Annotated in this window: 20 protein-coding genes and 2 riboswitches; of the genes, 16 read left to right on the top strand and 4 right to left on the bottom strand. The window is 36.0% G+C overall.

Annotation, left to right across the window (positions count from 1 at the left end):
* Positions 1-26: 26 nt before the first annotated feature.
* The 6 genes from pdxA to V7097_RS04490 all read left to right on the top strand — a co-directional run bounded on the left by pdxA (position 27) and on the right by V7097_RS04490 (position 5335).
* Positions 27-989 carry a 4-hydroxythreonine-4-phosphate dehydrogenase PdxA gene (pdxA, locus tag V7097_RS04515; protein WP_438824197.1) on the top strand — a complete coding sequence of 321 codons (963 nt, stop codon included), beginning with the start codon at positions 27-29 and terminating at the stop codon, positions 987-989.
* A 90-nt stretch (positions 990-1079) separates the two neighbouring features.
* A riboswitch (Lysine riboswitch) is annotated at positions 1080-1259 on the top strand.
* A 101-nt stretch (positions 1260-1360) separates the two neighbouring features.
* Complete coding sequence (locus V7097_RS04510; RefSeq protein ID WP_335702458.1) at positions 1361-2197, top strand: transporter substrate-binding domain-containing protein; 837 nt, start codon at positions 1361-1363, stop codon at positions 2195-2197.
* 65 nt (positions 2198-2262) lie between these two features.
* Positions 2263-3009, top strand: a complete 747-nt coding sequence (locus V7097_RS04505; RefSeq protein WP_335702402.1) for an amino acid ABC transporter permease — start codon at positions 2263-2265, stop codon at positions 3007-3009.
* A gap of 17 nt (positions 3010-3026) precedes the next feature.
* Positions 3027-3767, top strand: a complete 741-nt coding sequence (locus V7097_RS04500) for an amino acid ABC transporter ATP-binding protein (protein WP_335702401.1) — start codon at positions 3027-3029, stop codon at positions 3765-3767.
* 234 nt (positions 3768-4001) lie between these two features.
* On the top strand, positions 4002-4514 hold the full coding sequence (locus V7097_RS04495; protein WP_335702400.1) for a DinB family protein: 513 nt from the start codon (positions 4002-4004) through the stop codon (positions 4512-4514).
* Positions 4515-4708: 194 nt separating this feature from the next.
* Positions 4709-5335 carry a GyrI-like domain-containing protein gene (locus V7097_RS04490; RefSeq protein WP_335702399.1) on the top strand — a complete coding sequence of 209 codons (627 nt, stop codon included), beginning with the start codon at positions 4709-4711 and terminating at the stop codon, positions 5333-5335.
* Between the two features lie 90 nt (positions 5336-5425).
* Here the strand turns inward: V7097_RS04490 and V7097_RS04485 are convergent, their stop codons facing one another.
* Both V7097_RS04485 and V7097_RS04480 read right to left on the bottom strand, forming a co-directional pair.
* Positions 5426-6619 carry a NupC/NupG family nucleoside CNT transporter gene (locus V7097_RS04485; protein WP_335702398.1) on the bottom strand — a complete coding sequence of 398 codons (1194 nt, stop codon included), beginning with the start codon at positions 6617-6619 and terminating at the stop codon, positions 5426-5428.
* A gap of 136 nt (positions 6620-6755) precedes the next feature.
* Positions 6756-6857: riboswitch (purine riboswitch) on the bottom strand.
* A gap of 465 nt (positions 6858-7322) precedes the next feature.
* Entirely contained in the window at positions 7323-7445 is a 123-nt protein-coding gene (locus V7097_RS04480; protein WP_335702457.1) for a YjcZ family sporulation protein, read from the bottom strand.
* Between the two features lie 927 nt (positions 7446-8372).
* Between V7097_RS04480 and V7097_RS04475 the strand changes: the two genes are divergently transcribed.
* The 9 genes from V7097_RS04475 (at position 8373) to V7097_RS04435 (ending at position 19030) form a co-directional block, all read left to right on the top strand.
* Entirely contained in the window at positions 8373-9143 is a 771-nt protein-coding gene (locus tag V7097_RS04475; RefSeq protein WP_335702397.1) for an SDR family NAD(P)-dependent oxidoreductase, read from the top strand.
* Between the two features lie 583 nt (positions 9144-9726).
* The gene (locus V7097_RS04470; RefSeq protein ID WP_335702396.1) at positions 9727-10359 is read left to right on the top strand and encodes an FMN-dependent NADH-azoreductase; all 633 of its coding nucleotides are present in this window, start codon (positions 9727-9729) and stop codon (positions 10357-10359) included.
* Between the two features lie 152 nt (positions 10360-10511).
* A complete protein-coding gene (locus V7097_RS04465) occupies positions 10512-11153 on the top strand; it encodes a pyridoxamine 5'-phosphate oxidase family protein (protein WP_438824196.1) in 642 nt (213 codons plus the stop codon).
* 171 nt (positions 11154-11324) lie between these two features.
* Positions 11325-12095 carry an SDR family NAD(P)-dependent oxidoreductase gene (locus V7097_RS04460; protein WP_335702394.1) on the top strand — a complete coding sequence of 257 codons (771 nt, stop codon included), beginning with the start codon at positions 11325-11327 and terminating at the stop codon, positions 12093-12095.
* Positions 12096-12340: 245 nt separating this feature from the next.
* Entirely contained in the window at positions 12341-13636 is a 1296-nt protein-coding gene (locus tag V7097_RS04455; protein WP_335702393.1) for a VTT domain-containing protein, read from the top strand.
* Positions 13637-13837: 201 nt separating this feature from the next.
* Complete coding sequence (locus V7097_RS04450) at positions 13838-14527, top strand: response regulator transcription factor (protein ID WP_335702392.1); 690 nt, start codon at positions 13838-13840, stop codon at positions 14525-14527.
* Positions 14524-15789 (top strand): HAMP domain-containing sensor histidine kinase, encoded by a 1266-nt coding sequence (locus V7097_RS04445; protein WP_335702391.1) that lies wholly within the window; start codon positions 14524-14526, stop codon positions 15787-15789. The genes V7097_RS04450 and V7097_RS04445 overlap by 4 nt, the downstream gene beginning before the upstream one ends.
* Positions 15790-15921: 132 nt before the next feature.
* Entirely contained in the window at positions 15922-16683 is a 762-nt protein-coding gene (locus V7097_RS04440) for an ABC transporter ATP-binding protein (protein WP_335702390.1), read from the top strand.
* 10 nt (positions 16684-16693) lie between these two features.
* Positions 16694-19030 (top strand): ABC transporter permease, encoded by a 2337-nt coding sequence (locus V7097_RS04435; RefSeq protein ID WP_335702456.1) that lies wholly within the window; start codon positions 16694-16696, stop codon positions 19028-19030.
* 116 nt (positions 19031-19146) lie between these two features.
* Here V7097_RS04435 and V7097_RS04430 read toward each other — a convergent pair whose 3' ends face one another.
* Positions 19147-19911, bottom strand: coding sequence for a divergent polysaccharide deacetylase family protein (locus tag V7097_RS04430; protein ID WP_335702389.1), 765 nt, complete (start codon positions 19909-19911; stop codon positions 19147-19149).
* Between the two features lie 236 nt (positions 19912-20147).
* Between V7097_RS04430 and V7097_RS04425 the strand changes: the two genes are divergently transcribed.
* The gene (locus tag V7097_RS04425) at positions 20148-21272 is read left to right on the top strand and encodes a polysaccharide deacetylase family protein (RefSeq protein WP_335702388.1); all 1125 of its coding nucleotides are present in this window, start codon (positions 20148-20150) and stop codon (positions 21270-21272) included.
* 76 nt (positions 21273-21348) lie between these two features.
* On the opposite strand, the gene yidC is transcribed toward V7097_RS04425, so the two are convergent.
* Positions 21349-22140 (bottom strand): membrane protein insertase YidC, encoded by a 792-nt coding sequence (yidC, locus tag V7097_RS04420; protein WP_335702387.1) that lies wholly within the window; start codon positions 22138-22140, stop codon positions 21349-21351.
* Between the last annotated feature and the right edge of the window lie 323 nt (positions 22141-22463).

Genomic DNA, 22463 nt, shown 5'->3' with positions numbered 1-22463 from the left:
AGCAAAGACCAATCATTGGGATTACAATGGGAGATGCTGCAGGAGTTGGACCGGAAATTATTTTAAAAAGCTTAGCTGAACAAGAAGTACATGAAAAATGTAAGCCAATTGTAATCGGAGATGCGAAAATTCTTGAGCGGGCAAAAGCTTATGTCCATTCTAAGCTCCATATTCATTCCATCCAACATATTGATGATGCAGATTTTCAAATGGGGATTGTCAATTGTCTTGATCTTAAATTATTGCCGGAGGATTTGCCTATTGGAAAAGTCTCTGCAGAAGCAGGTCATGCAGCTTATGAATATTTGGCAAAAGCTATTGAACTAGCAAACCGGAAGCAAATAGATGCAATTTGCACGGCACCTTTAAATAAAGAAGCCTTGCATAAGGCTGGCCATTTTTACCCTGGTCACACGGAAATTTTGGCTGATTTAACCGGGACAACAGATTTTTCGATGATGCTATCTGCACCCAATTTGAAAGTCATTCATGTTACAACACATGTAGGGATTCTTGATGCGGTCAAGATGATCAATTCTGAACGTGTATATAAAGTGATCAAATTAGCGGACGAGACTTTAAAAAAATCCGGAATTAAAAATCCAAAAATTGCTGTTTGTGGAATCAATCCTCATGCTGGTGAAAATGGACTATTCGGTTACGGCGAAGAAGAAGAGAAAGTGATTCCTGGTGTACAGAAAGCTCAAGCTGAAGGAATAGAAGTATTTGGTCCATTGCCTGCTGATACTCTATTTTTCCGTGCAACTCGTGGGGATTTCGACATTGTTGTCGCAATGTACCATGATCAAGGGCACGGACCTGTAAAAGTACTAGGGCTTGATGTTGGCGTGAATATAACAGTCGGCTTACCCATTATTCGTACTAGTGTTGACCATGGCACGGCTTTTGATATTGCAGGCAAAGGGATTGCGGATGAGAGAAGCTTAATTGAAGCCATTCGCCAAGCAGTAGATTTTGCACCGGAGTGACTTACTAGATATTGCTAATAAATACTGGTTGACGGTTTTATAGGTATTATAGTAGTATAGAAACTAATTAAATAAGACCTCACTTTTTAATAGTGAGGTAGAGGCGCGATATTTAACAGTCTTTAGTGGAGTTTGAGAAGCAGTGATGCTAAGGAGAAGGAAATGTCGCCGAAGTTTGTAATATTCTCAGTATTACATGCTGGGTCTGCAGTTAAGAGCTGCAGGACTGTCTCAATAAACCCCGGTTTATTGAGTTGTGCTATCTCATTTGAGATAAAAGAGAGGACTTTAGGGTGACGATACAGCGACCTGAGTAAATCTCGGGTCGTTTTTTTTGTCGAAATTTATCAAAAAACAGGGGGAAATAGATGATGAGAAACAAGTTATCATTATTCATAGTTTTATTGATTTCAACTATTCTTTTATTAGCAGGATGTGGGACAAGTAATAGTTCTGGTTCCGGGTCGTCAGAAGATAATACATTTAAAGTCGGCCTTGAAGCTGGATATGCGCCATTTAACTGGACTCAAAACGATGATTCAAACGGTGCAGTTAAAATTGATGGCTCTAAAGAATATGCGGGTGGATATGATGTAGAAATCGCTAAAAAAGTAGCTGAAGGATTAGGAAAAGAATTAGTTATTGTCAAAACAGAGTGGGATGGTCTTGTACCAGCTTTACAATCAGGGAAAATTGATGCAATCATAGCGGGTATGTCACCGACAGCAGAACGTAAGGAAGCAATCGATTTCTCAGATACTTACTATACTTCAAATTTAGTGATGGTTGTGAAGAAAGGTAGTAAGTATGAAAATGCTACTTCTATTCAAGATTTCAACAGTGCAAAAGTTACAGCTCAATTAAATACGTTCCACTATTCAGTGATTGATCAAATTGAAGGTGTGGAGAAGAAAACAGCAATGGACAACTTCCCAGCAATGAGAGTTGCTCTTGAATCAGGAATAATTGATGGATACGTTTCAGAGCGTCCTGAAGGAATTAGTGCTTCATCTGCAAATGAGAACTTTGTCATGGTTGAGTTTGATGAAGGTTTTAAAACATCAGCAGATGATACAGCAATCGCTGTTGGACTTCAAAAGGGCAGTGAATTAACAGATAAAATCAATGAAATTTTAGCAGGTATCTCAGAAGAAGAACAAACAAGCATTATGGATTCGGCAATTAAAAATCAACCAGCAGCACAATAATAAATGCCAGAAACCGGCTGTATATCAACATACAGTCGGTTTTATAGGGTAAAGGAGGAAAAAAGATGAGTTTTGAGTGGGTCATTCGAATAATCACAGAAAACTGGCCAATGTTCCTTCGTGGTGCGGGTGTAACACTTTTGATTGCTCTTATTGGGACGATTATTGGGGCAGCGATTGGATTGTTAGCAGGAGTAGTCCGTACAATTCCAATGCCTGAACGTGGAGTGAACAAAATATTTTTAAAAGTGATTAATGTAATCCTCTCAATCTATATAGAATTCTTCCGTGGAACACCAATGATTGTACAAGCCATGGTTATTTATTATGGTTCTGCGTTAGCATTTGGTATAGATATGAATGTTTTTGTTGCAGCGATTATTGTTGTATCAATCAATACAGGAGCCTATATGGCTGAATATGTTCGTGGTGGGATTGTTTCGATTGATAAAGGACAGTTTGAAGCAGCGCATGCAATAGGAATGAATCATTTCCAAACGATGTGGAATGTTGTATTACCACAGGTTATACGTAATATTCTACCTGCAACGGGTAATCAATTTGTGATAAATATTAAAGATACGTCCGTTCTGAATGTAATTTCCGTTACAGAATTATATTTCGTGACAAAATCGATTTCAGGTAATAATTTTAGATATTTTGAATCATTCTTCGTAGCATGTATGATCTACTTTGTAATGACCTTCATTGTCACTAGAATACTATTATACTTTGAAAAAAAATTAGATGGCTCTGATAACTATACGATGATTGGGAACGATAGACCATTACAAGCAAATCAAAAGCAATAGAAGAAGGAGGAGAGAATATGGAAAAGATTATTGATATTCAACATTTAAACAAATCCTTTGGAACTCATGAAGTATTAAAAGATATTGATTTCTCGGTGAATAAAGGAGAAGTAGTCTCCATTATCGGTTCTTCAGGATCTGGTAAATCAACTCTTCTTCGTTGCATTAATCTGTTAGAAAAACCAAGCGGCGGCCAAATTATCTATCATGGTAAAAATATATTGGATGACATGCATGATGTCGCAGCCTACCGACGTCATTTAGGGATGGTTTTCCAACAATTTAACTTATTTAATAATCATAATGTCCTTAGCAATTGTGTGGTGGGACAAGTAAAAGTACTGAAACGCTCCAAGGAAGAAGCCGAGAGAGTAGCGATGAAATACTTGAAGGTTGTTGGCATGGACAAATATATTAACGCCAAGCCAAAGCAATTATCCGGTGGGCAAAAGCAACGCGTGGCGATTGCAAGAGCACTTTCGATGGAACCAGATGTGATGCTATTTGATGAACCAACATCAGCTCTTGATCCAGAAATGGTAGGAGAAGTTCTAAAAGTCATGAAGGAGCTCGCAGAATCTGGTCTTACGATGCTAATCGTAACGCACGAAATGGAATTTGCAAAAGAAGTATCTGATCGAATCGTATTTATGGACAAGGGAGTTATTGCTGAAGAAGGAAGTCCAGAGCAAATTTTCAATAATCCTACACAAGACCGTACTAGGGAATTCCTAAAACGTACGTTAGTACGTTCATAATGAGAAAATTTTATCTAATGTTTAAATATTAAGGGCCCTTAAATAGGGTCCTTAATTTTTTGCAGTGGGGGCAGGCTCTACACTATAATTACAAATGATTTACTCCACCAATGAATGCAAAATTTGAGATGTTCCTTAGTCTAGAAAAATAAAACTTAAAGAATACTTTTCAGCTTAGAGAATATATACAGAATAGGAATCTATGTATTTACTTTCTCGTGAGGGGAGAATTTCATGAGTAACTTAGTAAATGACAATCTGTATGAAACGAGAAATGACTTGGTAATGGAGATTGCTTCATTAGGTTATACACAATTTAATAGTAGTCCTGGGATTAATAAATGGAGTATAGCACAAGTTTGTCATCACTTAGTTTTAGTAGAACAGGCAACAATAAAGGCTATTGCATGGGGATTAAAAGAGATTGACAATAATCAAACAGAACGGAAAAACGTAAAGCTTATATTGGATCGAACGAAAAAGCTTAAAGCTCCCAAAATCGTTGAACCAGATATAGGACCATTTGAAGTTCAGACAATCATAGACATGTTAAACGATTCGAGAAAAAAATTGCTGACTTTCCTAAGTACAGTAGAGGATAAATCGGTATTAGCGGAAAAATCAACAATGCATCCTGCTCTTGGTGAATTACCACTTGACCAATGGATTGAACAAATCTATTTGCATGAACAGCGACATCTCGCACAAATCAAAGAGATTAAATTACTTTTGGATGCAAAGCAATAACTTCTTGTTACCTGTTTATTGTTATTCGCTACAAAAAAGATGAAATAACTAATTGCTCATTAAGGACCCCCTTAAACGGGGTCCTTAATTTTTTACACGGGGCTTCAGGCATTTTTAATAGTTACAGAAATAGTGATATTATTCATTTAAGATATGATAATTGTTTTTTAAAAAATTAAATAAAGGAGTAAGACATGAAACACGAGTGGAGAAAACATGAAAAAAATTTATATGTACCAAAAAGCAAACCAGAACTTATCACAGTTCCAGAGCAAAAATTTTTGATGATAAATGGAACAGGTAATCCGAATAGTGAGGAGTTCGCTGAAAAAATAAAAGTTCTATACTCTTTAACTTATGCAATCAGAATGATGCCAAAAGGAGGATATACTCCGGAAGGATATGTTGAATATACAGTCTATCCATTGGAAGGAATATGGGATTTGACTGAAGAAGGAAGGAAATTAGATAGTTTAAATAAAGACGAATTAATCTATACGATCATGATCAGACAGCCAGAGTTTGTAACCGAAGAGATCGTAGAGAGAGCCTTTGAGAATGTAAGAAAAAAGAAGCCACATCCACTTTTAAAGGAAGTAAAATTCGGTGTAATGGAGGATGGCTTATCTGTCCAAATGCTTCATATCGGTCCCTATGATGATGAACCACAAAGTTTTGAAAAAATGAATGAATTTATTTCAACAAATAATCTTGAAATAGTTACCCTTGTACATAGAGAAATATATCTTTCCGACGCAAGAAAAGTAGAGCCAGCAAAACAAAAAACTGTATTAAGATATAGAGTTAAGCCCAAAGGCTAAAAACCAATTAAATTAACATTTGCGAAACGGACCCAGATTTCATAAAAATAATCTTTTGCGAAATCCGGGTCCGTTTTCATGGGGAAAAGTTTAGATAAACATATTTACAAAAATAGCAGTAATAAATCCTGCCAAAGTACCGGCAATAATGGCTTTAAAACTCATAGATGCAATTTGTTTTTTCTTTGATGGTGCTAACGAACCGAGACCAACAATTAATTGTCCGACAGTAGATAAGTTCGCAAAGTTACATAATGCAACCGATAAAATCGCAACCGTTTGTGGCTTTAGTTCCTCTTGTAATTTGAGTAAGTCCTGATAGGCAATAAGTTCATTGGCTGTAATCTTTGTTCCGATAATGGATGCAGCACGGAAAGCATCTTCAAACGGTATCCCGACAAGTAAAGCAAAAGGAAAGAATGCATATCCAAATATAGTCGCTAAATCCGTTGCGACCATGCCTAGAACGCCGTTAACGAGAGCCAATAAACTGATAAACGCAATCAGCAAACCACCAATATTTGCGGCAAGCTTTACTCCACTTACAGCCCCTTCAGAAATGGCTTCAAAAATATTTGTGTGACCTGCATTTTCCATTTTGACATCTTCAATCGTTTCAGACTCTTCTGTTTCAGGTTCCATGATTTTGGATATGACAATAGCGACAAATGGTACGGAGAAAATAGAAATGAGTAAATACTTGATATCAATACCCATTTGAGCATATGACAACAGAATCGCACCACTTGCTGAAGCTGTGCCTCCAACCATAACGGTGAACAATTCCGAACGAGTAAGTTTTGCAAGATAAGGTTTAATAAGTAATGGGGATTCTACTACGCCTAACATCGTATTGGCAACTGTATTAAAAGATTCAATACGAGTGGTACCAAACACTTTACCAACAATCAACCCGAGTCCGCGTACAACAATTGGGATGATTCGTAAATAATATAGAGCTGAGACGAGTGCTGAGATAAAAATAATGACAGATAATACCTGAATTGCGAAAACAAATCCTATATTCGTTCCTTCTGCAAAAAAACCACCAAATAAGAATTCAATGCCTTCTTGGCTATAGTTCAAGACATGCTGAACACCTTGAGCAGCACTTGTTAAAATCCAACTACCAAGGGGAACATTGAGCATAAAGTAAACGAATATCCCTTCTAACACAACACCTATCATTATCGTACGCCATTTGATGGCCTTTTTATTTTTACTTAGAAGCCAAGCGAAAAATAGTAACCCGACTAGGGATAATAAACCATATAAAATATTCATGAATAGCCTCCTTATAAAAGCTTCATAGACGTCCTTTATTGTTGTTGGAGGTCTGACCTTTTTGTGAAAATAAAAAAGTGCATCCTCTCAATCTATAAAGAAAGAAGAGAATGCACTAGGTTACATGTGCCACATGTCGCACTCTAACTTTCCTTATAGTCCGGCACTTTACGGCTGCCAGGTAGAGACTTATGGACCATATTTCCATAGATATATAAGGACGTTATGAAGTTGATTTTTGAATTCTAACAGAGGATTTCCTAATTAACAATAGATCAATAAAAAGTAATAAAATACTGAACTTACTGAATCACATTCTTTAATACCTTTGAACAATCATATATCTTCTCTATTACTGGGTTTGTTGGAATTATCGTGAATAGTGTAATGCTAAAAAGTACCAACAAATGAAAGAACTGAGTAGTTGATTCATTTTAGGGATTATTTTTTCTCTGATACTTGAAAACTCCTTTTTGATAATCATGCCGTACTATTCGCAATAAAAGAATAATCGATAAGAGAAGCACTGAATCGGGAAATATTTGAAGAAAATATGTAGTAAAGAATAAATTTATTAAAACATCCTTAATCAGCCTACAATGCTGAATGGTTGAATCTATAATTGAAAGCCTCATTTTAAAAGTATAATAGGGAGCACTTGGTGATTGTGCTCCCTAAAGGTATACGGTCATGAAAGGTAATATTAGTAACCTTTGAAAACAAATGCAGTTCCTACAATAATCAATAGGACGAAGAGAACAACAATTAAAGCAAATCCAGAACCGCTACTGTAACCACCACTTTGATCGCAATTTTCCCAAGACATCATATATTACCTCCTTTATCTAAGAGATAATACATACTTATGAAATTTAAATAATACGAAATGGACAAGTGCGGATTAATAAAACTTTTAAATATTTGTCCAGTTCCATTTGTTTATTTCTTCATACATTATCTTAAAAGGCCCTGTCCTTTTTTATATCGATGAGAAGAAAGGAGAGTGATAAGCTTGAATCCTTTAGTGAGATTTCGAGGTGAACCAGTTGAGGTTAGACTCCGTAATGGTAGGACATTTAGAGGAATAATGGACGGGAATTCATCTCGGGGAGGAATTTTTTTACGTTCCCCCTTTGGTATAAGATTCATTCCGTTTTTTGCTATTGTCTTTGTTTTCTCATTCCGTTTGAGAAGGCGGATTTTTTGAGAAAAAGCTAATCTGTGATAATCCATTCGGACAAGCGGCATCAGCCCATGTCCTTGACCCGATTTTCGCTGTTGCTGAAACTGAAAAACTGAAATTCTAATTCATCGTCGTTACCCCACCAGATTTGGTGAAAACGGGGATCAGTCAGAGATTCGATGCCTATTACAAACTCGATTTTATTCGTTAAAAGGAAAAGAAATGGTCTCCAATACGATGGTTCAGGAGTTCCTTATTTATCAGGGGAGGAAGTGGATCAATCGGGCAAATTTAGATTTATTGATGAAAATCTAATTATTAATTATTGGGCCTGCCCCTCAGCGTACTAAAGCAATACTGTACTGGGGGTCAGGCCATTGTTTTCCAACATTTTAGGAAATATAACCTGTCTCTCTCTGTCTCTCAAGGGCGGATTTTTTTTGTTCAAATAAGCAAATTCTTTGATTTATTATTATATTAGGAATACAATTTAATTATATCTTAAATTCAAGATAAATAAATTCGAGATTGTTTTAAAGCTAATCCGAATAAATAAGGAGAGGTTAACAAATGAATTTTGAGGGTAAAGTAGTCATTGTTACAGGTGCAGCAGGTGGTATCGGGAAAGAAGTTGTACGAAAATTAGCAAACGAAAAAGCAAACGTTGTCTTAGTGGATTTAAATGAAGACGCAGTCAAAGCTGTACAATCTGAGCTTGGTTTAACAGAAGATAACAGCTTAGTGGTAAAAGCAGATGTTTCGAATGAAGAAAATGTTAAAAACTATGTAGAACAAACAGTTTCGAAATTTGGCCGTATCGATGGCTTCGTAAATAACGCAGGTGTTGAGGGACCAGCTAAACCACTTGAAGAAATTACAGAAAAAGATTTTGATTTCGTTTATGGTATTAACGTAAAAGGTGTACTCTTTGGTCTAAAATATGTATTACCAATCATGAAAGAACAAAAATCTGGTTCAATCGTTAATACTTCATCAGTAGCAGGCTTAATTGGATCACCAAGCATGTTGTTATACAACTCATCTAAACATGCTGTAATGGGTATTAATAAAGTTGCGGCTCTAGAAGCAGCGCCATTTAACGTTCGTGTAAACACAGTTAACCCAGGTGTCATTAATACACAAATGATGCGTAAAATTGAATCAAATGTTGCGCCAGGTGCAGCAGAAGCAGCACAAGCCGCTTATAACGAAGCAGTACCAATGAAGCGCTATGGTGAACCTGAAGAGGTTGCTAACGTAATTGCATTCCTTCTTTCTGACGAAGCTTCTTATGTAAGCTCATCTTCATTCACTGTCGATGGTGCTCTATATAACGTTTAATTAATAAAGCTTAGAATGAAAACGTACTTCAGTAAGAAGTACGTTTTTTTTACGAGCATTTTTCATGATAAACCATTCTGATTTAGAGCACTGTTCTGTCTATTCGAGTGCGTGTACTTTTTATAGAGGATTGATTGATTAATTTTTACATAAAAGACAGTTGAGGAAAAGGGAATAAAAGGCTTATTTGGACAGGGCGTGAAGTAGCAAGCCAGCAGAGAGTCCGAATGAAAGACGTATTCCGACAAGACAAGCAGAAAAATTCCGTAGAGTGTCAGAATGAGAGGCTTACTAGGACAGGTCATGAAAAAATTATCTAATCATTACCCCCTAAAATAGATTTCCCAACTTGGTAATACTTTGAAATAACAGTAGAAGAACGACAATTAATTAAAGTGCTTATCCCCAGCGGATTAAGCGTTTCCACACCGGAGGTCAAACATCGTTTTTAAGAAAAAGATCCAGAAAGATAAGGCTTTCCTTATAAAGCGTGTGAGATGTATCCATTGACTATGATATTATTTTAACATATCATTGATTCGAGATAATTAATTTAGAGATAAATGGAGGAGAATTTAATATAATGAACATATTAGTAGTAAAAGCAAATAACCGTCCAGCTTCAGAGGCTGTATCAAGTAAAATGTATGAAACTTTCATGAATAACATTGAAGGTGTAAATGTAACAACTTACGATGTGTTTGCAGAAGATATGCCTTACCTAGGACAAGATTTATTCAACGCTTTTGGTAAAGTAGAATCAGGCGAAGAAATGACTGACATAGAGAAACGTATTTTAGCTGCAAAACAAAAAGCAATGGATGCATTAACAGCTGCAGACGTAGTGGTATTCGCATTCCCATTATGGAACTTAACAATCCCAGCTAAATTACAAACATTCATCGACTATGTGTACCAAGCTGGTTACTCATTCAAATATGATGAAAATGGCCAAGCAGTGCAATTATTGACTGATAAAAAAGCAGTGATTCTAAGTGCGCGTGGTGGCGTTTACTCAACACCTGAAGCAGCTCCAATGGAAATGGCTGCTACCTATATTAAAAACGTTGCTGGCGGCGTATTCGGTATGGAAATCATTGACGAAGTTATTATTGAAGGTCATGCATCAGCACCAGATCAAGCTGAAAAGATTATTGCTGAAGGGCTAGAAAAAGTTGAAGCAGTAGCAAAAAAATTATCAGCAGTATTAGTTTAATATTTAATTTAATGGGCCTGCTCCCCAGCGTGCTAAAGCTGTACTGCGCTGAGGGTCAGGCCCTGTTTTTGTGATAAATAGTTTGAATATGGGGATAATTATGAACCTTCGTGATAAAATAGGATTTAGTAATCCTTAAACGAGGGGTGACCATATTGATAAATAGCAGGCCGTTTGAAAACTCAGTTAAAACAGAAGAAGAATTACGTGCAATGGTAGGTTTTCCAAGTGAATTAGTAGAAAATAAGACCATTACATACATTGATCAACATTGTGAAGATTTTATCTCTAACTCACCATTTTTGGTTATGTCTACATCTGATGAATTCGGTTTTTGTGATGTCTCGCCAAGGGGAGATCAACCAGGATCTGTTCTTGTTTTAAATGAGAAACAGTTACTCATACCAGACAGACCAGGTAATAAAAGAATAGATTCGTTGCGGAATATCTTGTCCAATCCCAAGATAGGTCTTCTCTTTTTGATTCCCGGACTAGGTGAGACGCTAAGAATTAACGGCAATGCTACAATAGTAAAAGATGAAGAATTGCTAGGAAAAATGGCTGTGAAGGATAAGCGTCCACTTTTGGGGATCGGTGTAGATGTGGAAGAATGTTTCATTCATTGTGCAAAAGCCTTTAAACGATCTGGGCTCTGGGATCCAAATACTTGGCCAGATAAAGCCGCATTGCCATCCGCCGCCAAGATCCTATTCGAACACGCCCAGCTCCCTAATAGCAGTGTTGATTCTATAAATGAAAGACTAGAAGAAAGTTATACGAAAAGACTATATTAAGAAATAGACTAAAAATCCAGTGGAATCCCACTGGATTTTTACATTGCACTTCTTTTAAACTGAAGACACGAAATATTCATATAATGTTATTTTTCTCGTCATTGTAGTTACTAAAATTCGTGACATAATAAACTTGTAGTCCTAAAAAAATCTATATAGGAGGTTTTTATTATGACTTTTCCAGTATTAGAAGGTAAGGTAGCAATTGTTACAGGTGCAGCTATGGGTATGGGGGAAGCAACTGCAAGACTATTTGCCGAAGCAAAAGCTAAAGTAATAATTGCGGACTTTAATGAAGAAAAAGGACGTGCAACTGTAGAGGACATTGTAGCAAATGGTGGAGAAGCAGCGTTTGTAAAAGTGGATATTTCAAAATCCGAACAGGTACAAGAAATGGTTAAATTTGCAGTCGATACATATGGAAAGCTAGACGTTGCTGTTAATAATGCTGCACTAACACCTGATGACAAGCCTGCAGCTGAGTTCGATGAGGATTATTGGCATCGTTTAATTTCTGTCGATTTAACCGGTACAGCCCTTTGTATGAAGTATGAATTACAACAGATGATCAAGCAAGGCAATGGAGGGTCTATTATTAATATTTCCTCTGTTAGTGGTTTCCGCCCGCAGCCAAATAATATTGCGTATGTTGCGGCAAAACATGGTGTCGTTGGTATGACAAAAGTAGCTGCTTTAGAAAATGGGCAATATAATATCCGTGTAAATAATGTAGCTCCAGGTGCAATCGACACTCCTATGCTTCGTGGAGCCCTAGAACAATTTGGTTTAACTGAAGAAAGTTACGCGCCTCAATTAAGTTTACTAAATCGTTTTGGACAGCCAAGAGAAATCGCTGAAGCAAGTCTTTGGTTAGCATCTGACGCATCATCTTATATAACAGGAACAACTATCCACGCTGATGCTGGATACACATCTCGGTAATAATCATAAAAAACGAAAAGGGAAATCTCTTTAAAAAATACTGTTGTAAGCAAGCCACTCGTATATGAGTGGCTTATTTGTTTTTTATACGTGACTGTACCCTAGGCAATTGTTTCGCTTAAATCTTCATTCATTCATTCCTTCTTCGTCATAATCGCGTTCAGCCAAAACGCTGTCTACTAATAAATGTCTATGTCTAAAATGGTTAAAGGGATTTCAAAAGGCTGAGAAGGAGATCGTTTTATATGGACTTTATAACGACATCTATTGATCAACATGGTTACTTGGTATTGTTTTTTGCATTATTAATGGAGCTACTGGCGCTGCCATTACCTGGTGAAGTAATTATGATGTATACGGGTTATTTTGTATATCAAGGTCATCTTAACTGGTTCGTAAGTATTGTAATTGCTGGAACTGGTAGTTCGATTGGGATGACGATTTCGTATTGGATTGGCTTTAAATTAGGCTCACCGTTTTTTGAAAAACATGGGCATCGTCTCCATCTAGGTCCTGAAAGAATAAAAAAGGTATCACAGTGGTTTACAGTCTATGGAAATAAAGTGATTATGATTGCCTATTACATTCCTGGTATTCGTCACATTACAGGCTACTTTTCGGGAATAACACAGATACCATTCCAAAATTATGCATTTTATGCATATGGAGGGGCGTTTATTTGGGTCAGTGTTTTTATTTCTTTAGGAAAAATACTTGGACCACAATGGGAGCAATTTCATACGACTATTAAGAAATATTTAGTGATTGCATGTATTATTGCTGCAATCTTTCTAGGTGTAATTTATATAATAAAAAAATACAAAGTTCAAATCAAAGAAGGTGCGGTGCATTGGATAAACAAAGTCATAAATTTGTTTCGAACACAAAAACGGGCTGGGGTATTTATAGCGGGAATTATGGTAGCTACTTTAGGGTTTGTTTTATTAATGATAGGTATGACACAGGATTTTCTCGCAAATGAGTTTAATGATTTCAATGAAATTGTAGTTCTATTGGTTCTCCAAATTTTCGATAAAAGCTGGGAGTCGATAATGGAACTACTTTTATATATTGGTTTACAGAAAGTACTTATCGCCGTCACAATTGTGACATTCCTTTTCGTTCTTTGGAAAGGAAGAGACAAGTTGCTTGAAAGTATATTTTTATTGATTCTTTTAGTGGGTGGTGAACTTTATGAAGAGAGTTTAAGACGGATTTTTCATCAAATTGGTCCTATTGAAAGTAAACAAGTGGAACCAATTTCTTATTCCTTTCCTAGTGAACAGTCCTTAATGGCGTTTGTCATTTATGGATTCTTTATCTTTATGTTCCTACGTCATATAAGAAGCACTCGGGTTCATACAGTAGGAGCTATTGGTGTACTTTTTCTTTTTCTTCTTATGGCAATTAGTAGAGTCTATTTTAGAATTCAATTACCGAGTGAAATTGTTGCGGGCTATGTTTTCGGAGGGGTGTGGCTCAGTATGAATATATTATTGCTGGAAAGTTTTCGATTAATGGGTGTAATGACTAGGAACTAAACGGATCCGTGTTGGGAAACATGCTGAAGTATTTTCTCAACCTGTTTTTCATTTGACGTGTGTCTCCGTCCAAGCATATTCATAAAATGGGCACCAAACCTGTTCCATTGCCAAAATTTAAACTAGCTTATCAAATCTAATGTATACTGTAAATAATCCTGTTACCAAAGTAGGATAATCCTTTTTTTGGGGAGATTGGCGATGAAATTAGATTGTTTGATTGTTGATGATGAGATTGCTTTAGCTGAAACAACCTGTGAATATTTTAATATGTTTGAAGTCAAAACGGCATTTGTAACGAGCGCGGAGGAGTGCGAACGTTTTTTGGAAGAACATGAACCATCACTGGTCCTTCTTGATATTAACCTTGGGGATTCTTCTGGATTTGATTTATGTAAAAAGTTGCGCAAGACAACGCAGATTCCAATTCTATTTATAAGTGCACGCTCTAGCGATGACGATGTTCTGATTGCTCTAAACATAGGTGGAGATGATTACATCCATAAACCTTATACCCTAAGTATCTTACTCGCAAAAGTAAAAGCAGTACTCAAAAGAATTGGTAGTGGATCTAGCAACCAACAAGAAATTTTAGAGTTTGGACAGATCCAAATTGATACAAAGCTGCATCGTGTACGAGTAAAAGGTGTCGATATTCAGCTAAAAACAATGGAGTATAAACTTCTGTCTTATTTGGCGAAAAATAAAAATCGTATCATCACAAAAGATGAATTGTTTCAAAATGTATGGGGAGATTCTTTTGTAGGGGATGGGACCCTAAATGTACATATTCGGCATTTACGTGAGAAAATTGAAAGTAATCCAAAGGACCCGCAATTTATAAAAACTGTATGGGGAACAGGATATGTACTAGAGGATACCAACCAATGAGAATCAAATTACTAATTGTAACGATTCTGGTTGTTTTTAGTATAGGTATTGTTCTGTCAGTAATAGTTATTAAGAATAATAATATTTCAGAGTTGGATTTTGTGGCCATAAATGATGTGGTAAAGACAGTCGAAAAAAATTGGGGACAAGTTAGTGAAGAAACGTTTCACAGCAGTGATATAAAGCAACCATTTTCGATCGTAGATCATTTGGAAAACGTAATTTATCAAACACCAGGCAATCATTTTACTGATTTATACAGTGCCATAAAAAAACGGGATACTATTATCGATCTGAAGCAAAATAATGAGATTGTAGGAAAAATAGTTATTCACAATAACGAGCAAGAAATCGTGGAACAAATGAAACGTGAACTGGTCACATCCATTAGTTTGATAGGTAGTCTATTAATGATTGTTATTATCCTTTATATGATTTATATTTACAAAACGTTATTGAAACCATTTCACCAGCTTCAATATTTCGCAGCGAATGTGGCAAGAGGCAATTTAGATATACCATTAAACATGGGCAAGAATAATTACTTTGGTGCGTTCACCGAAAGTTTTGATATATTGCGTGAGGAGCTTGATGTTGCGCGCCAAAGAGAGTATGAATCCAACCAAAGTAAGAAGGAGCTTGTTGCTACATTAAGTCATGATATTAAGACGCCTATCGCTTCAATCAAAGCGGTTAGTGAATTAATGCTTTTGCGTAGCAAAGATGATAAGGTGATTAAGCAAGTGAATACGATCTATTCGAAAGCAGAGCAAATTAACTTGCTTGTTACGGATATGTTTCACGCCACTTTAGAAGAACTGCAACAGTTAAAATTAACGGTAACCGAAGAAACGAGTGAAGTACTTGTTGATATGATTGAGAATGTCAATTATGATCACAAAATAGTCTATGATCCAATTCCACAATGTATTCTTTTAATGGATCCCCTACGTATGCAGCAGGTAATAGACAATATTATCAGTAATTCATATAAATATGCAGGAACAGAGGTTACGGTTAAGTCTCTAGTCAATCAGGGTTACCTTGAACTTCACATTATCGACTACGGACCAGGAATCAGTGAGGAAGAATTACCTCTACTATTTAATAAATATTATCGAGGGAAAAATATCGAAGGCAAGAATGGTTCAGGCCTTGGTCTATACATATCGAAGTACTTCATGGAAAATATGGATGGTCAAATTAGCTGTTACAACCTAAAAGACGGCTTCAAAGTAGTCTTGAAAATCAAGCTTGCTTAGATTTAAGAATTAGTTAAGAATTGCACAAAGATTTAATAAGAATTCATTTTGTATGATAAGACTGTAATCTTTATTGCGGTCTTTTTTCTTTTGGTTAAAAACGAATTTTATTAAGGGAGATGCGAATAAATCATGACAAACACAATTATTAGAACGGAGAAACTGTGTAAATCCTTTTCTAGCGGAGGAATTCAGCAGCATGTTTTAAAAAATCTAGATATCAGTTTAGGAGAAGGGGATTTTACAATCATAATGGGTAGTTCGGGATCCGGGAAATCCACTCTACTTTACGCAATTAGTGGTATGGATAAACCAACATTAGGTGAAATCAATTTTGCAGGAAAAAATTTAGCTAAATTAAATAATGATCAACTAGCGATTTTTAGAAGAAATAATTGTGGATTTGTATTCCAACAAATTTATTTACTAGACAATATGAGTGTACTCGATAATGTACTGGCAAGTGGTCTTTTGGTAAATAAAAATAAGCGTGAACTTGTTAAAAAAGCGAAAGAACTATTAATACAAGTAGGGATCAATGAAAACTCATGGACAAAATTTCCTACCCAGCTTTCTGGCGGTGAGGCTCAACGAGTTGGGATAGTTCGAGCGGTCATTAACAGACCAAAAGTATTGTTTGCAGATGAACCAACTGGTGCATTAAACTCTGCTTCTAGTGATAATGTTTTAGATGTATTCACAAATGTAAATCGTAATGGACAAAGTATTGTCTTGGTAACTCATGATACTAAAACTGCATTGCGCGGAAATAGAATTATTTATTTAAGAGATGGCATAATTTGTGGTGACTTACAGTTAGGTGCATACAGTGAGAGTGAGAATTTCGAGCGCCATGAAAAACTAAAACATTTCCTTGCAGAAATGGGGTGGTAAGGTGAAAATTATGAATTTAGCTATGGCGAATATTAGAAAAAGTAAATCTGCTACTACTTCTTTATTTATCTTTATTTTGATTGCTGCGCTACTTCTTAATATTGGTCTAATGGTCATTACTCAAATCAATCCATTTTTTGATAAGAAAGTTGAACAGTTAAAAGATCCTCATGTAACGATTATGATGGATCAAGCTAGTTATAATTCAACATATACCGAATTTTTAGCGAGCTATTCAGGGGTAACTGGAACAGAAACCGAAGAGATTGTCATTATGAACAGTGCTAAATTTATTTTTGGTAGCAGTGAATTAAATAGCAGTGTTGCTATTTTTAATGCTGAGAACAGTCGCAATATTGGACCGCTAAAGTTGATTGAAAAGCTAAATACATCGAGTACCAATGATATTTATTTGCCTTATAGTTTTAAAACAAACGGGGATTATGAATTAGGTGATACCTTTATCATCACCTATCTAGACAAGGACTATGAATTTCGAATTGCTGGATTCTTAGAAACAACGATCATGGGTACAAACAACATCGGTATTATGAAATTTATGCTACCAGAGACTTCCTATCAAACATTAGCAGGTAATCTAGACGATCAATCAAATGGGATGATCTTATCTGCAGTGATGGAAGACAAAACTCAATCTTCGAAGGTACTAAATGATTTTACTAAGGAATTTCCACAATCAATAGTAGGGGATACAACTTCATATATTTGGGGATTAGATATTGAATTAGTGAAAAATGTGAGCACATTGACTATTAACATCGTTGCGACAATATTAGTAGCTTTTGCAGCCATTATCGTGCTTGTATCACTAATTGTCATTAAGTTCCGTGTTTCAAATAGCATTGAAGATGGGATGGCAAATATTGGAGCACTTAAAGCGATAGGCTATACAAGCGGGCAAATTCTTTCATCAATTATTCTACAGTTTATCTTAATTGCTTTTTGTGCGAGTACGGTAGGTGTAGCATTGTCATATGGTCTAATGCCTTTCATCGGTGGTATTATTTCATCCTTATCCGGCTTAATATGGATTCAAAGCTTTGACATAATCATTAATTTAGTTAGTATTTTCCTTGTTGTTTTTAGTGTTGTAGTCGTTACATTACTATCGGCTTTCCGCGTTCGAAAAATTCTACCTGTTGCGGCACTTCGTGGGGGGATTCAAACGCACAGTTTTAGAAAAAATCATTTTCCTTTGGAGAAAGCGAAAGGTAGTCTTCATTTCACACTTGCTATTAAATCGTTGCTGTCAAATGCAAAACAAAATATGATGATTCTATTAATCATTATTGCATTAACCTTTGCTTCTGTCTTTTCAATGGTGCTATATTACAACATTAGTTCAGATAAAACAGCATTTGTTAACTTATTCGGCTCAGAACCTTCAAATGTATATATCGCTGTTAAGCCAGATACAGATACAAGAGAGCTTTTGAGAGATATTGAACAAATGGACCATGTAAGGAAAGTGAATATATTCGATTTAATTACCACAAAGATTGATGGTCAAAACGTATATACAAATGTAACTGATAGTTATGACCGGTTAGAAAATAATATCGTCTATGAAGGGCGTCAGCCAAAGCATGAAAATGAAATATCCATCTCCTGGGTTGTATCAAGTCAAATTGAAAAAGGAATTGGTGATACGGTTGAAGTAGAATACGGAACCGAAACCAAAAGTTACTTGGTAACCGGACTCAGTCAATCAATTGGTAATTTAGGCCAGGTAGCAGCAATAGCAATGGAAGGAATTCAGCAATTACAAGAAGATTATCAAGGTTCGACCCTTTATGTATATCTAGACGGTTTATCAAACAAAGACTTTATCGATAATGTCCAGGAACAGTACGGAAATCATATAGTAGAAACGTTAGATATCGATGAAAATATCGAGAGCCAAACAGGTATGTATACAGCTGCAGTATTTGCGGTTATGGTGATGGTTTTGACAATTACTGTTCTAGTCGTTGTGATGATTCTATATCTGGTTATCAAAACAATGATTATTAAGCGTAAGAAAGAGTTTGGTGTAATGAAAGCAATAGGCTATTCAACGATTCAACTGATGAATCAAATATCCATTAGTTTTCTACCTGTGGTTATGACAGGTGTTGGAATTGGTGGTGTGCTTGGCTATTTTTTCACTAATCCGATGCTCTCCGTATTACTATCCAGTGCAGGAGTAAAACGTTTGGATTTTATCATACATTTACCAACTATTCTAATGCTCTGTATAGGTATCCTTATATTAGCATACATTGTCTCAATGTTCGTATCTCGAAGAATCAAGAAAATTTCTGCTTATGGTTTAATTACAGAATAGGGACCAGAGGGACGGTTCTTTTGGTTCCTTTTTTATAATTGACAATTAAATAGGCCTGACCCCTCGGCGTACTAAAGTATTACCGTACTTGGGGTCAGGCCCTCCGTTTTAAAGTATTAGTGTAATAAATGTATTGGAATTAATTCAGAAAGGGGAACAAGTTCAGCTTGTCTTTCGTATTCAGGGATATACGTTTTTAATGCACTTACAACTCGATTCCCTGTAATACCTACATGGCCGATTGCAATGATTTGTTCATGTTTATTTAAATGCTGGGCAATCTTAGAGGCTTGTCGATAAATATGTGACTCAGAATAGACGTGGTCAAAGAATATGTCATTTTCTAAATAAGGAACCGATAATTCTTCTGCTAGTTTAGGAATTACACTTTTTTTGGCTGTTTTACTATCTAGATAATAAAGATTTCGTTCCTTACATACCTCTAAAATAATTCTCATCACCCTTTCATCTTCTGTAGCCTTTGAACCCATATGATGGTTCATTCCCACTGCATAAGGAACATTATCTATCGCGCTTTCAATTTGCTTTCTTATTTGTTCATTACTTAAATCGGTTGTAATTGCCCCAGGTCCTAGCCAGCTCTTCTTCCCTCGCTTTGGCTCCATAGGAACATGGACAATGACTTCATGCCCCTTCGCATGAGCAAGGTTTGCATCTTGTTCAGTTGTTGGCAAAAATGGCATAACGGCAACTGTAAGAGGAATTGGAAGTTCAAGCATTTCTTCAGTTCCATCCATCCCATTACCGAAATCGTCAATCACAATTGCAAGTACTTTTCTTGGGTCTTCTAAATTCTTTGCATTAACCCCAGTTGTGAAACTAAAGAATAAAAGAGCAATGATAAGAAATTTTATTTTCATAACTAACCCTTTTTTTTTATATAGTTTTCACAAAAAAAATTCAATTCATCCATTGTTTTTTTACCTGCCCCTGGTACGATTATCATCGCTTTATTAAAGGGCCTGCCCCCCAGCGAACCAAAGCGTTACCGCTACCTGGGGTCAGGCACTGCTTAGTTATTCCAAAATTACCCACTTGTAATTTTTAGCACCCTTCGCAAACTAAATTTAGTAAATTATAGGTTAGGATGGGTGGCATGTTGAGGTATTTTTGGGTTCCTCTTTGTACAATTTTTCTACTTACTAATAATGAGATTGATGCTCGCGATATGAAACAAGAACTACAGCCTCCATTAATACTCACGACGTATACTCCAACTTTATTTGAAGAAAAAGAAGAATTAATAAAACGAAATGTGTATCGACCAATGGCAACCATTTCTATTGCATCTACTACATACAATTCAACCAAAACAACAATTACAGCGGTTGAACTTAAAGAAAATAATATAAATCAAATCGATTACCATATTTGGCGAACGGCAGATGGTCCATTGACTATGAAAAGATTTACTTCTACGGATAAGGATATTCACTTTTCAATTTTATTTGATATAGGGGAATTTTTAGGGCAACGTGGCGAATATCAAATTGAGGCATACAAGGTCGATGAACAAGGAATGAGAAAATTAATTGCTCAGAATACATTTTGTTTTGAGCAACGTGTGCCAATTCTCATGTATCATGCAATCGAAGAATATAAAGGACAAGGTCTAAAAGGTTTATTTGTCTCCCCTGCAAATTTTGCGGCGCAAATGAGGTATTTAAAAGAAAATGAGTATACTCTTCTTACATTTGAGCAGTGGGATGAAAGGAATAAGGTAAACAAACCCATCTTGGTCACATTTGACGATGGAATGAAGAATAATATGAATGCACTTCGTGTCCTCCAAGCTTTAGAAGATGAACATTTCCTTCCCAGAGCAACTGAATTTGTTGTTGCAGGTCGAATCGGTGCATCACCATATTTGCTATCATCAGAAGATATAAAAGAAATGGTGAGCTCAGGGATTTTTTCTATTCAGTCCCATACGATGTCCCATGCGGATCTTCCAATCATCTCTAATTACGATAACGAACTAAATGCTTCTAAACAAACAATTGAAAATCTAACAGGTTATCCTGTGGTGGCAATCGCATACCCAGCAGGGCGATTTAATCATAATGTCGTTGAAGAAACAAAGAAATATTATACATTTGCAGTCACAACAAAGCCTGGCCAATTTATCAGTAAAGATCAACCGAACGAATTATTACTTTTGAAACGTGTACGAATTTCAAACGAAACCACGCTTCGTCAATTTGCTTGGCTTGTTCAGTAAGATACGAAAACGGACTTAAGCCAAACGACAATCCAAAGGCCAATCTCTTTTACGAAATTGGCCTTGTTGAAATTTGTTATATTTGTTTACTTTCTATGACAGTCTCTACCTTCTTATTTCGATAAAGCCGCTGACCAATAAATGCCTGAATGGTTAGGAAGATTCCACCTACTGCCCAATAAAGTGGTAATGCAGCTGGAGCTCTAAATGAAATAACAACAATCATAATTGGCGACAACAACCCCATAAATTTAAATTGTTGTTGTTGTTCTTGTGTCATGTGTAATTGAGAGATTTTAAATTGAATAAAATAAATGACTCCCGCAATAATTGTTAAAAATATATCCGGATGCCCTAAACTAAACCATAAAAACGTATGGTGAGAGATTTCTGCTGAACCACGAATTGCATAATAGAGCCCAGTTAAAATAGGCATTTGAATAAGTAATGGCAAACACCCCATATTAAGAGGGTTAATTCCATGTTGTCGATAAAGTCCCATCATTTCTCGTTGTAAGTCTTGTTTCTTTTTCGGATCAGTTTCAGCGGTTATTTCCTTCTGAATCCTTTCCATTTCGGGCTTAATAAACGCCATCTTTTCTTTCATAAGGGTTTGATTTTTATACTGTTTCAGCATGGATGGCATCATAACCAAACGGATTAATATGGTTACAATAATAATGGCCACCCCATAACTACCAGAAAATGTATTTGCGATAAAATTTATGAGATGTGTTAAAGGCTCCACTAAATAACTATTGAAAATACCTTGATCATTGCCACTCGAATTTACCCCACATCCAGAAAGAAGTGCTGTAAGTGCGATAAAAAGGGCAATGAGATTGGTGACAGAACGATACTTTTTCATGTTTCCTCCTTAAAAGTTGAAATTTAACTGTTAAGATGAAAGGAAACAAAGCAATCAGCATCATCACTCGTAAAGACTCTATTTCTAATAGATCTTGTCATTCTCCTTGTGATAAAGAACTTAATTAAAAGACTCCTATTTATATCAAATTTCTTACTCTCATTTTTTTGTATATCTGTAATATAGGATAGGGGTGAGCGAAAACCAAATTCAACCCTTTGCACTGTTAGTAAAATGATGAAGCCTATACAGAGATTAACGTTAAGTGCCATTAGAGCATAAAATTCTGGATCTAGTATAAGGAAATCTAATAACAAAGGATT

Origin of the sequence: Bacillus sp. JJ1562 (assembly GCF_036962705.1) — a bacterium.
Taxonomy (GTDB): domain Bacteria; phylum Bacillota; class Bacilli; order Bacillales; family Bacillaceae_L; genus Ferdinandcohnia.
This window is presented reverse-complemented; position numbering and strand designations above follow the sequence as displayed.

What these genes read in the sequence shown, in the direction of transcription:
- V7097_RS04500 (WP_335702401.1), top strand. Translation starts at nt 3,027, where the DNA reads ATGGAAAAGATTATTGATATTCAACATTTAAACAAATCCTTTGGAACT.
- V7097_RS04475 (WP_335702397.1), top strand. Translation starts at nt 8,373, where the DNA reads ATGAATTTTGAGGGTAAAGTAGTCATTGTTACAGGTGCAGCAGGTGGT.
- V7097_RS04510 (WP_335702458.1), top strand. Translation starts at nt 1,361, where the DNA reads ATGAGAAACAAGTTATCATTATTCATAGTTTTATTGATTTCAACTATT.
- V7097_RS04490 (WP_335702399.1), top strand. Translation starts at nt 4,709, where the DNA reads ATGAAACACGAGTGGAGAAAACATGAAAAAAATTTATATGTACCAAAA.
- V7097_RS04455 (WP_335702393.1), top strand. Translation starts at nt 12,341, where the DNA reads ATGGACTTTATAACGACATCTATTGATCAACATGGTTACTTGGTATTG.
- V7097_RS04505 (WP_335702402.1), top strand. Translation starts at nt 2,263, where the DNA reads ATGAGTTTTGAGTGGGTCATTCGAATAATCACAGAAAACTGGCCAATG.
- V7097_RS04460 (WP_335702394.1), top strand. Translation starts at nt 11,325, where the DNA reads ATGACTTTTCCAGTATTAGAAGGTAAGGTAGCAATTGTTACAGGTGCA.
- V7097_RS04450 (WP_335702392.1), top strand. Translation starts at nt 13,838, where the DNA reads ATGAAATTAGATTGTTTGATTGTTGATGATGAGATTGCTTTAGCTGAA.
- V7097_RS04435 (WP_335702456.1), top strand. Translation starts at nt 16,694, where the DNA reads ATGAATTTAGCTATGGCGAATATTAGAAAAAGTAAATCTGCTACTACT.
- V7097_RS04445 (WP_335702391.1), top strand. Translation starts at nt 14,524, where the DNA reads ATGAGAATCAAATTACTAATTGTAACGATTCTGGTTGTTTTTAGTATA.
- V7097_RS04495 (WP_335702400.1), top strand. Translation starts at nt 4,002, where the DNA reads ATGAGTAACTTAGTAAATGACAATCTGTATGAAACGAGAAATGACTTG.
- V7097_RS04470 (WP_335702396.1), top strand. Translation starts at nt 9,727, where the DNA reads ATGAACATATTAGTAGTAAAAGCAAATAACCGTCCAGCTTCAGAGGCT.
- V7097_RS04480 (WP_335702457.1), bottom strand. Translation starts at nt 7,445, where the DNA reads ATGTCTTGGGAAAATTGCGATCAAAGTGGTGGTTACAGTAGCGGTTCT.
- pdxA (WP_438824197.1), top strand. Translation starts at nt 27, where the DNA reads ATGGGAGATGCTGCAGGAGTTGGACCGGAAATTATTTTAAAAAGCTTA.
- V7097_RS04440 (WP_335702390.1), top strand. Translation starts at nt 15,922, where the DNA reads ATGACAAACACAATTATTAGAACGGAGAAACTGTGTAAATCCTTTTCT.
- V7097_RS04485 (WP_335702398.1), bottom strand. Translation starts at nt 6,619, where the DNA reads ATGAATATTTTATATGGTTTATTATCCCTAGTCGGGTTACTATTTTTC.
- V7097_RS04425 (WP_335702388.1), top strand. Translation starts at nt 20,148, where the DNA reads ATGTTGAGGTATTTTTGGGTTCCTCTTTGTACAATTTTTCTACTTACT.
- yidC (WP_335702387.1), bottom strand. Translation starts at nt 22,140, where the DNA reads ATGAAAAAGTATCGTTCTGTCACCAATCTCATTGCCCTTTTTATCGCA.
- V7097_RS04430 (WP_335702389.1), bottom strand. Translation starts at nt 19,911, where the DNA reads ATGAAAATAAAATTTCTTATCATTGCTCTTTTATTCTTTAGTTTCACA.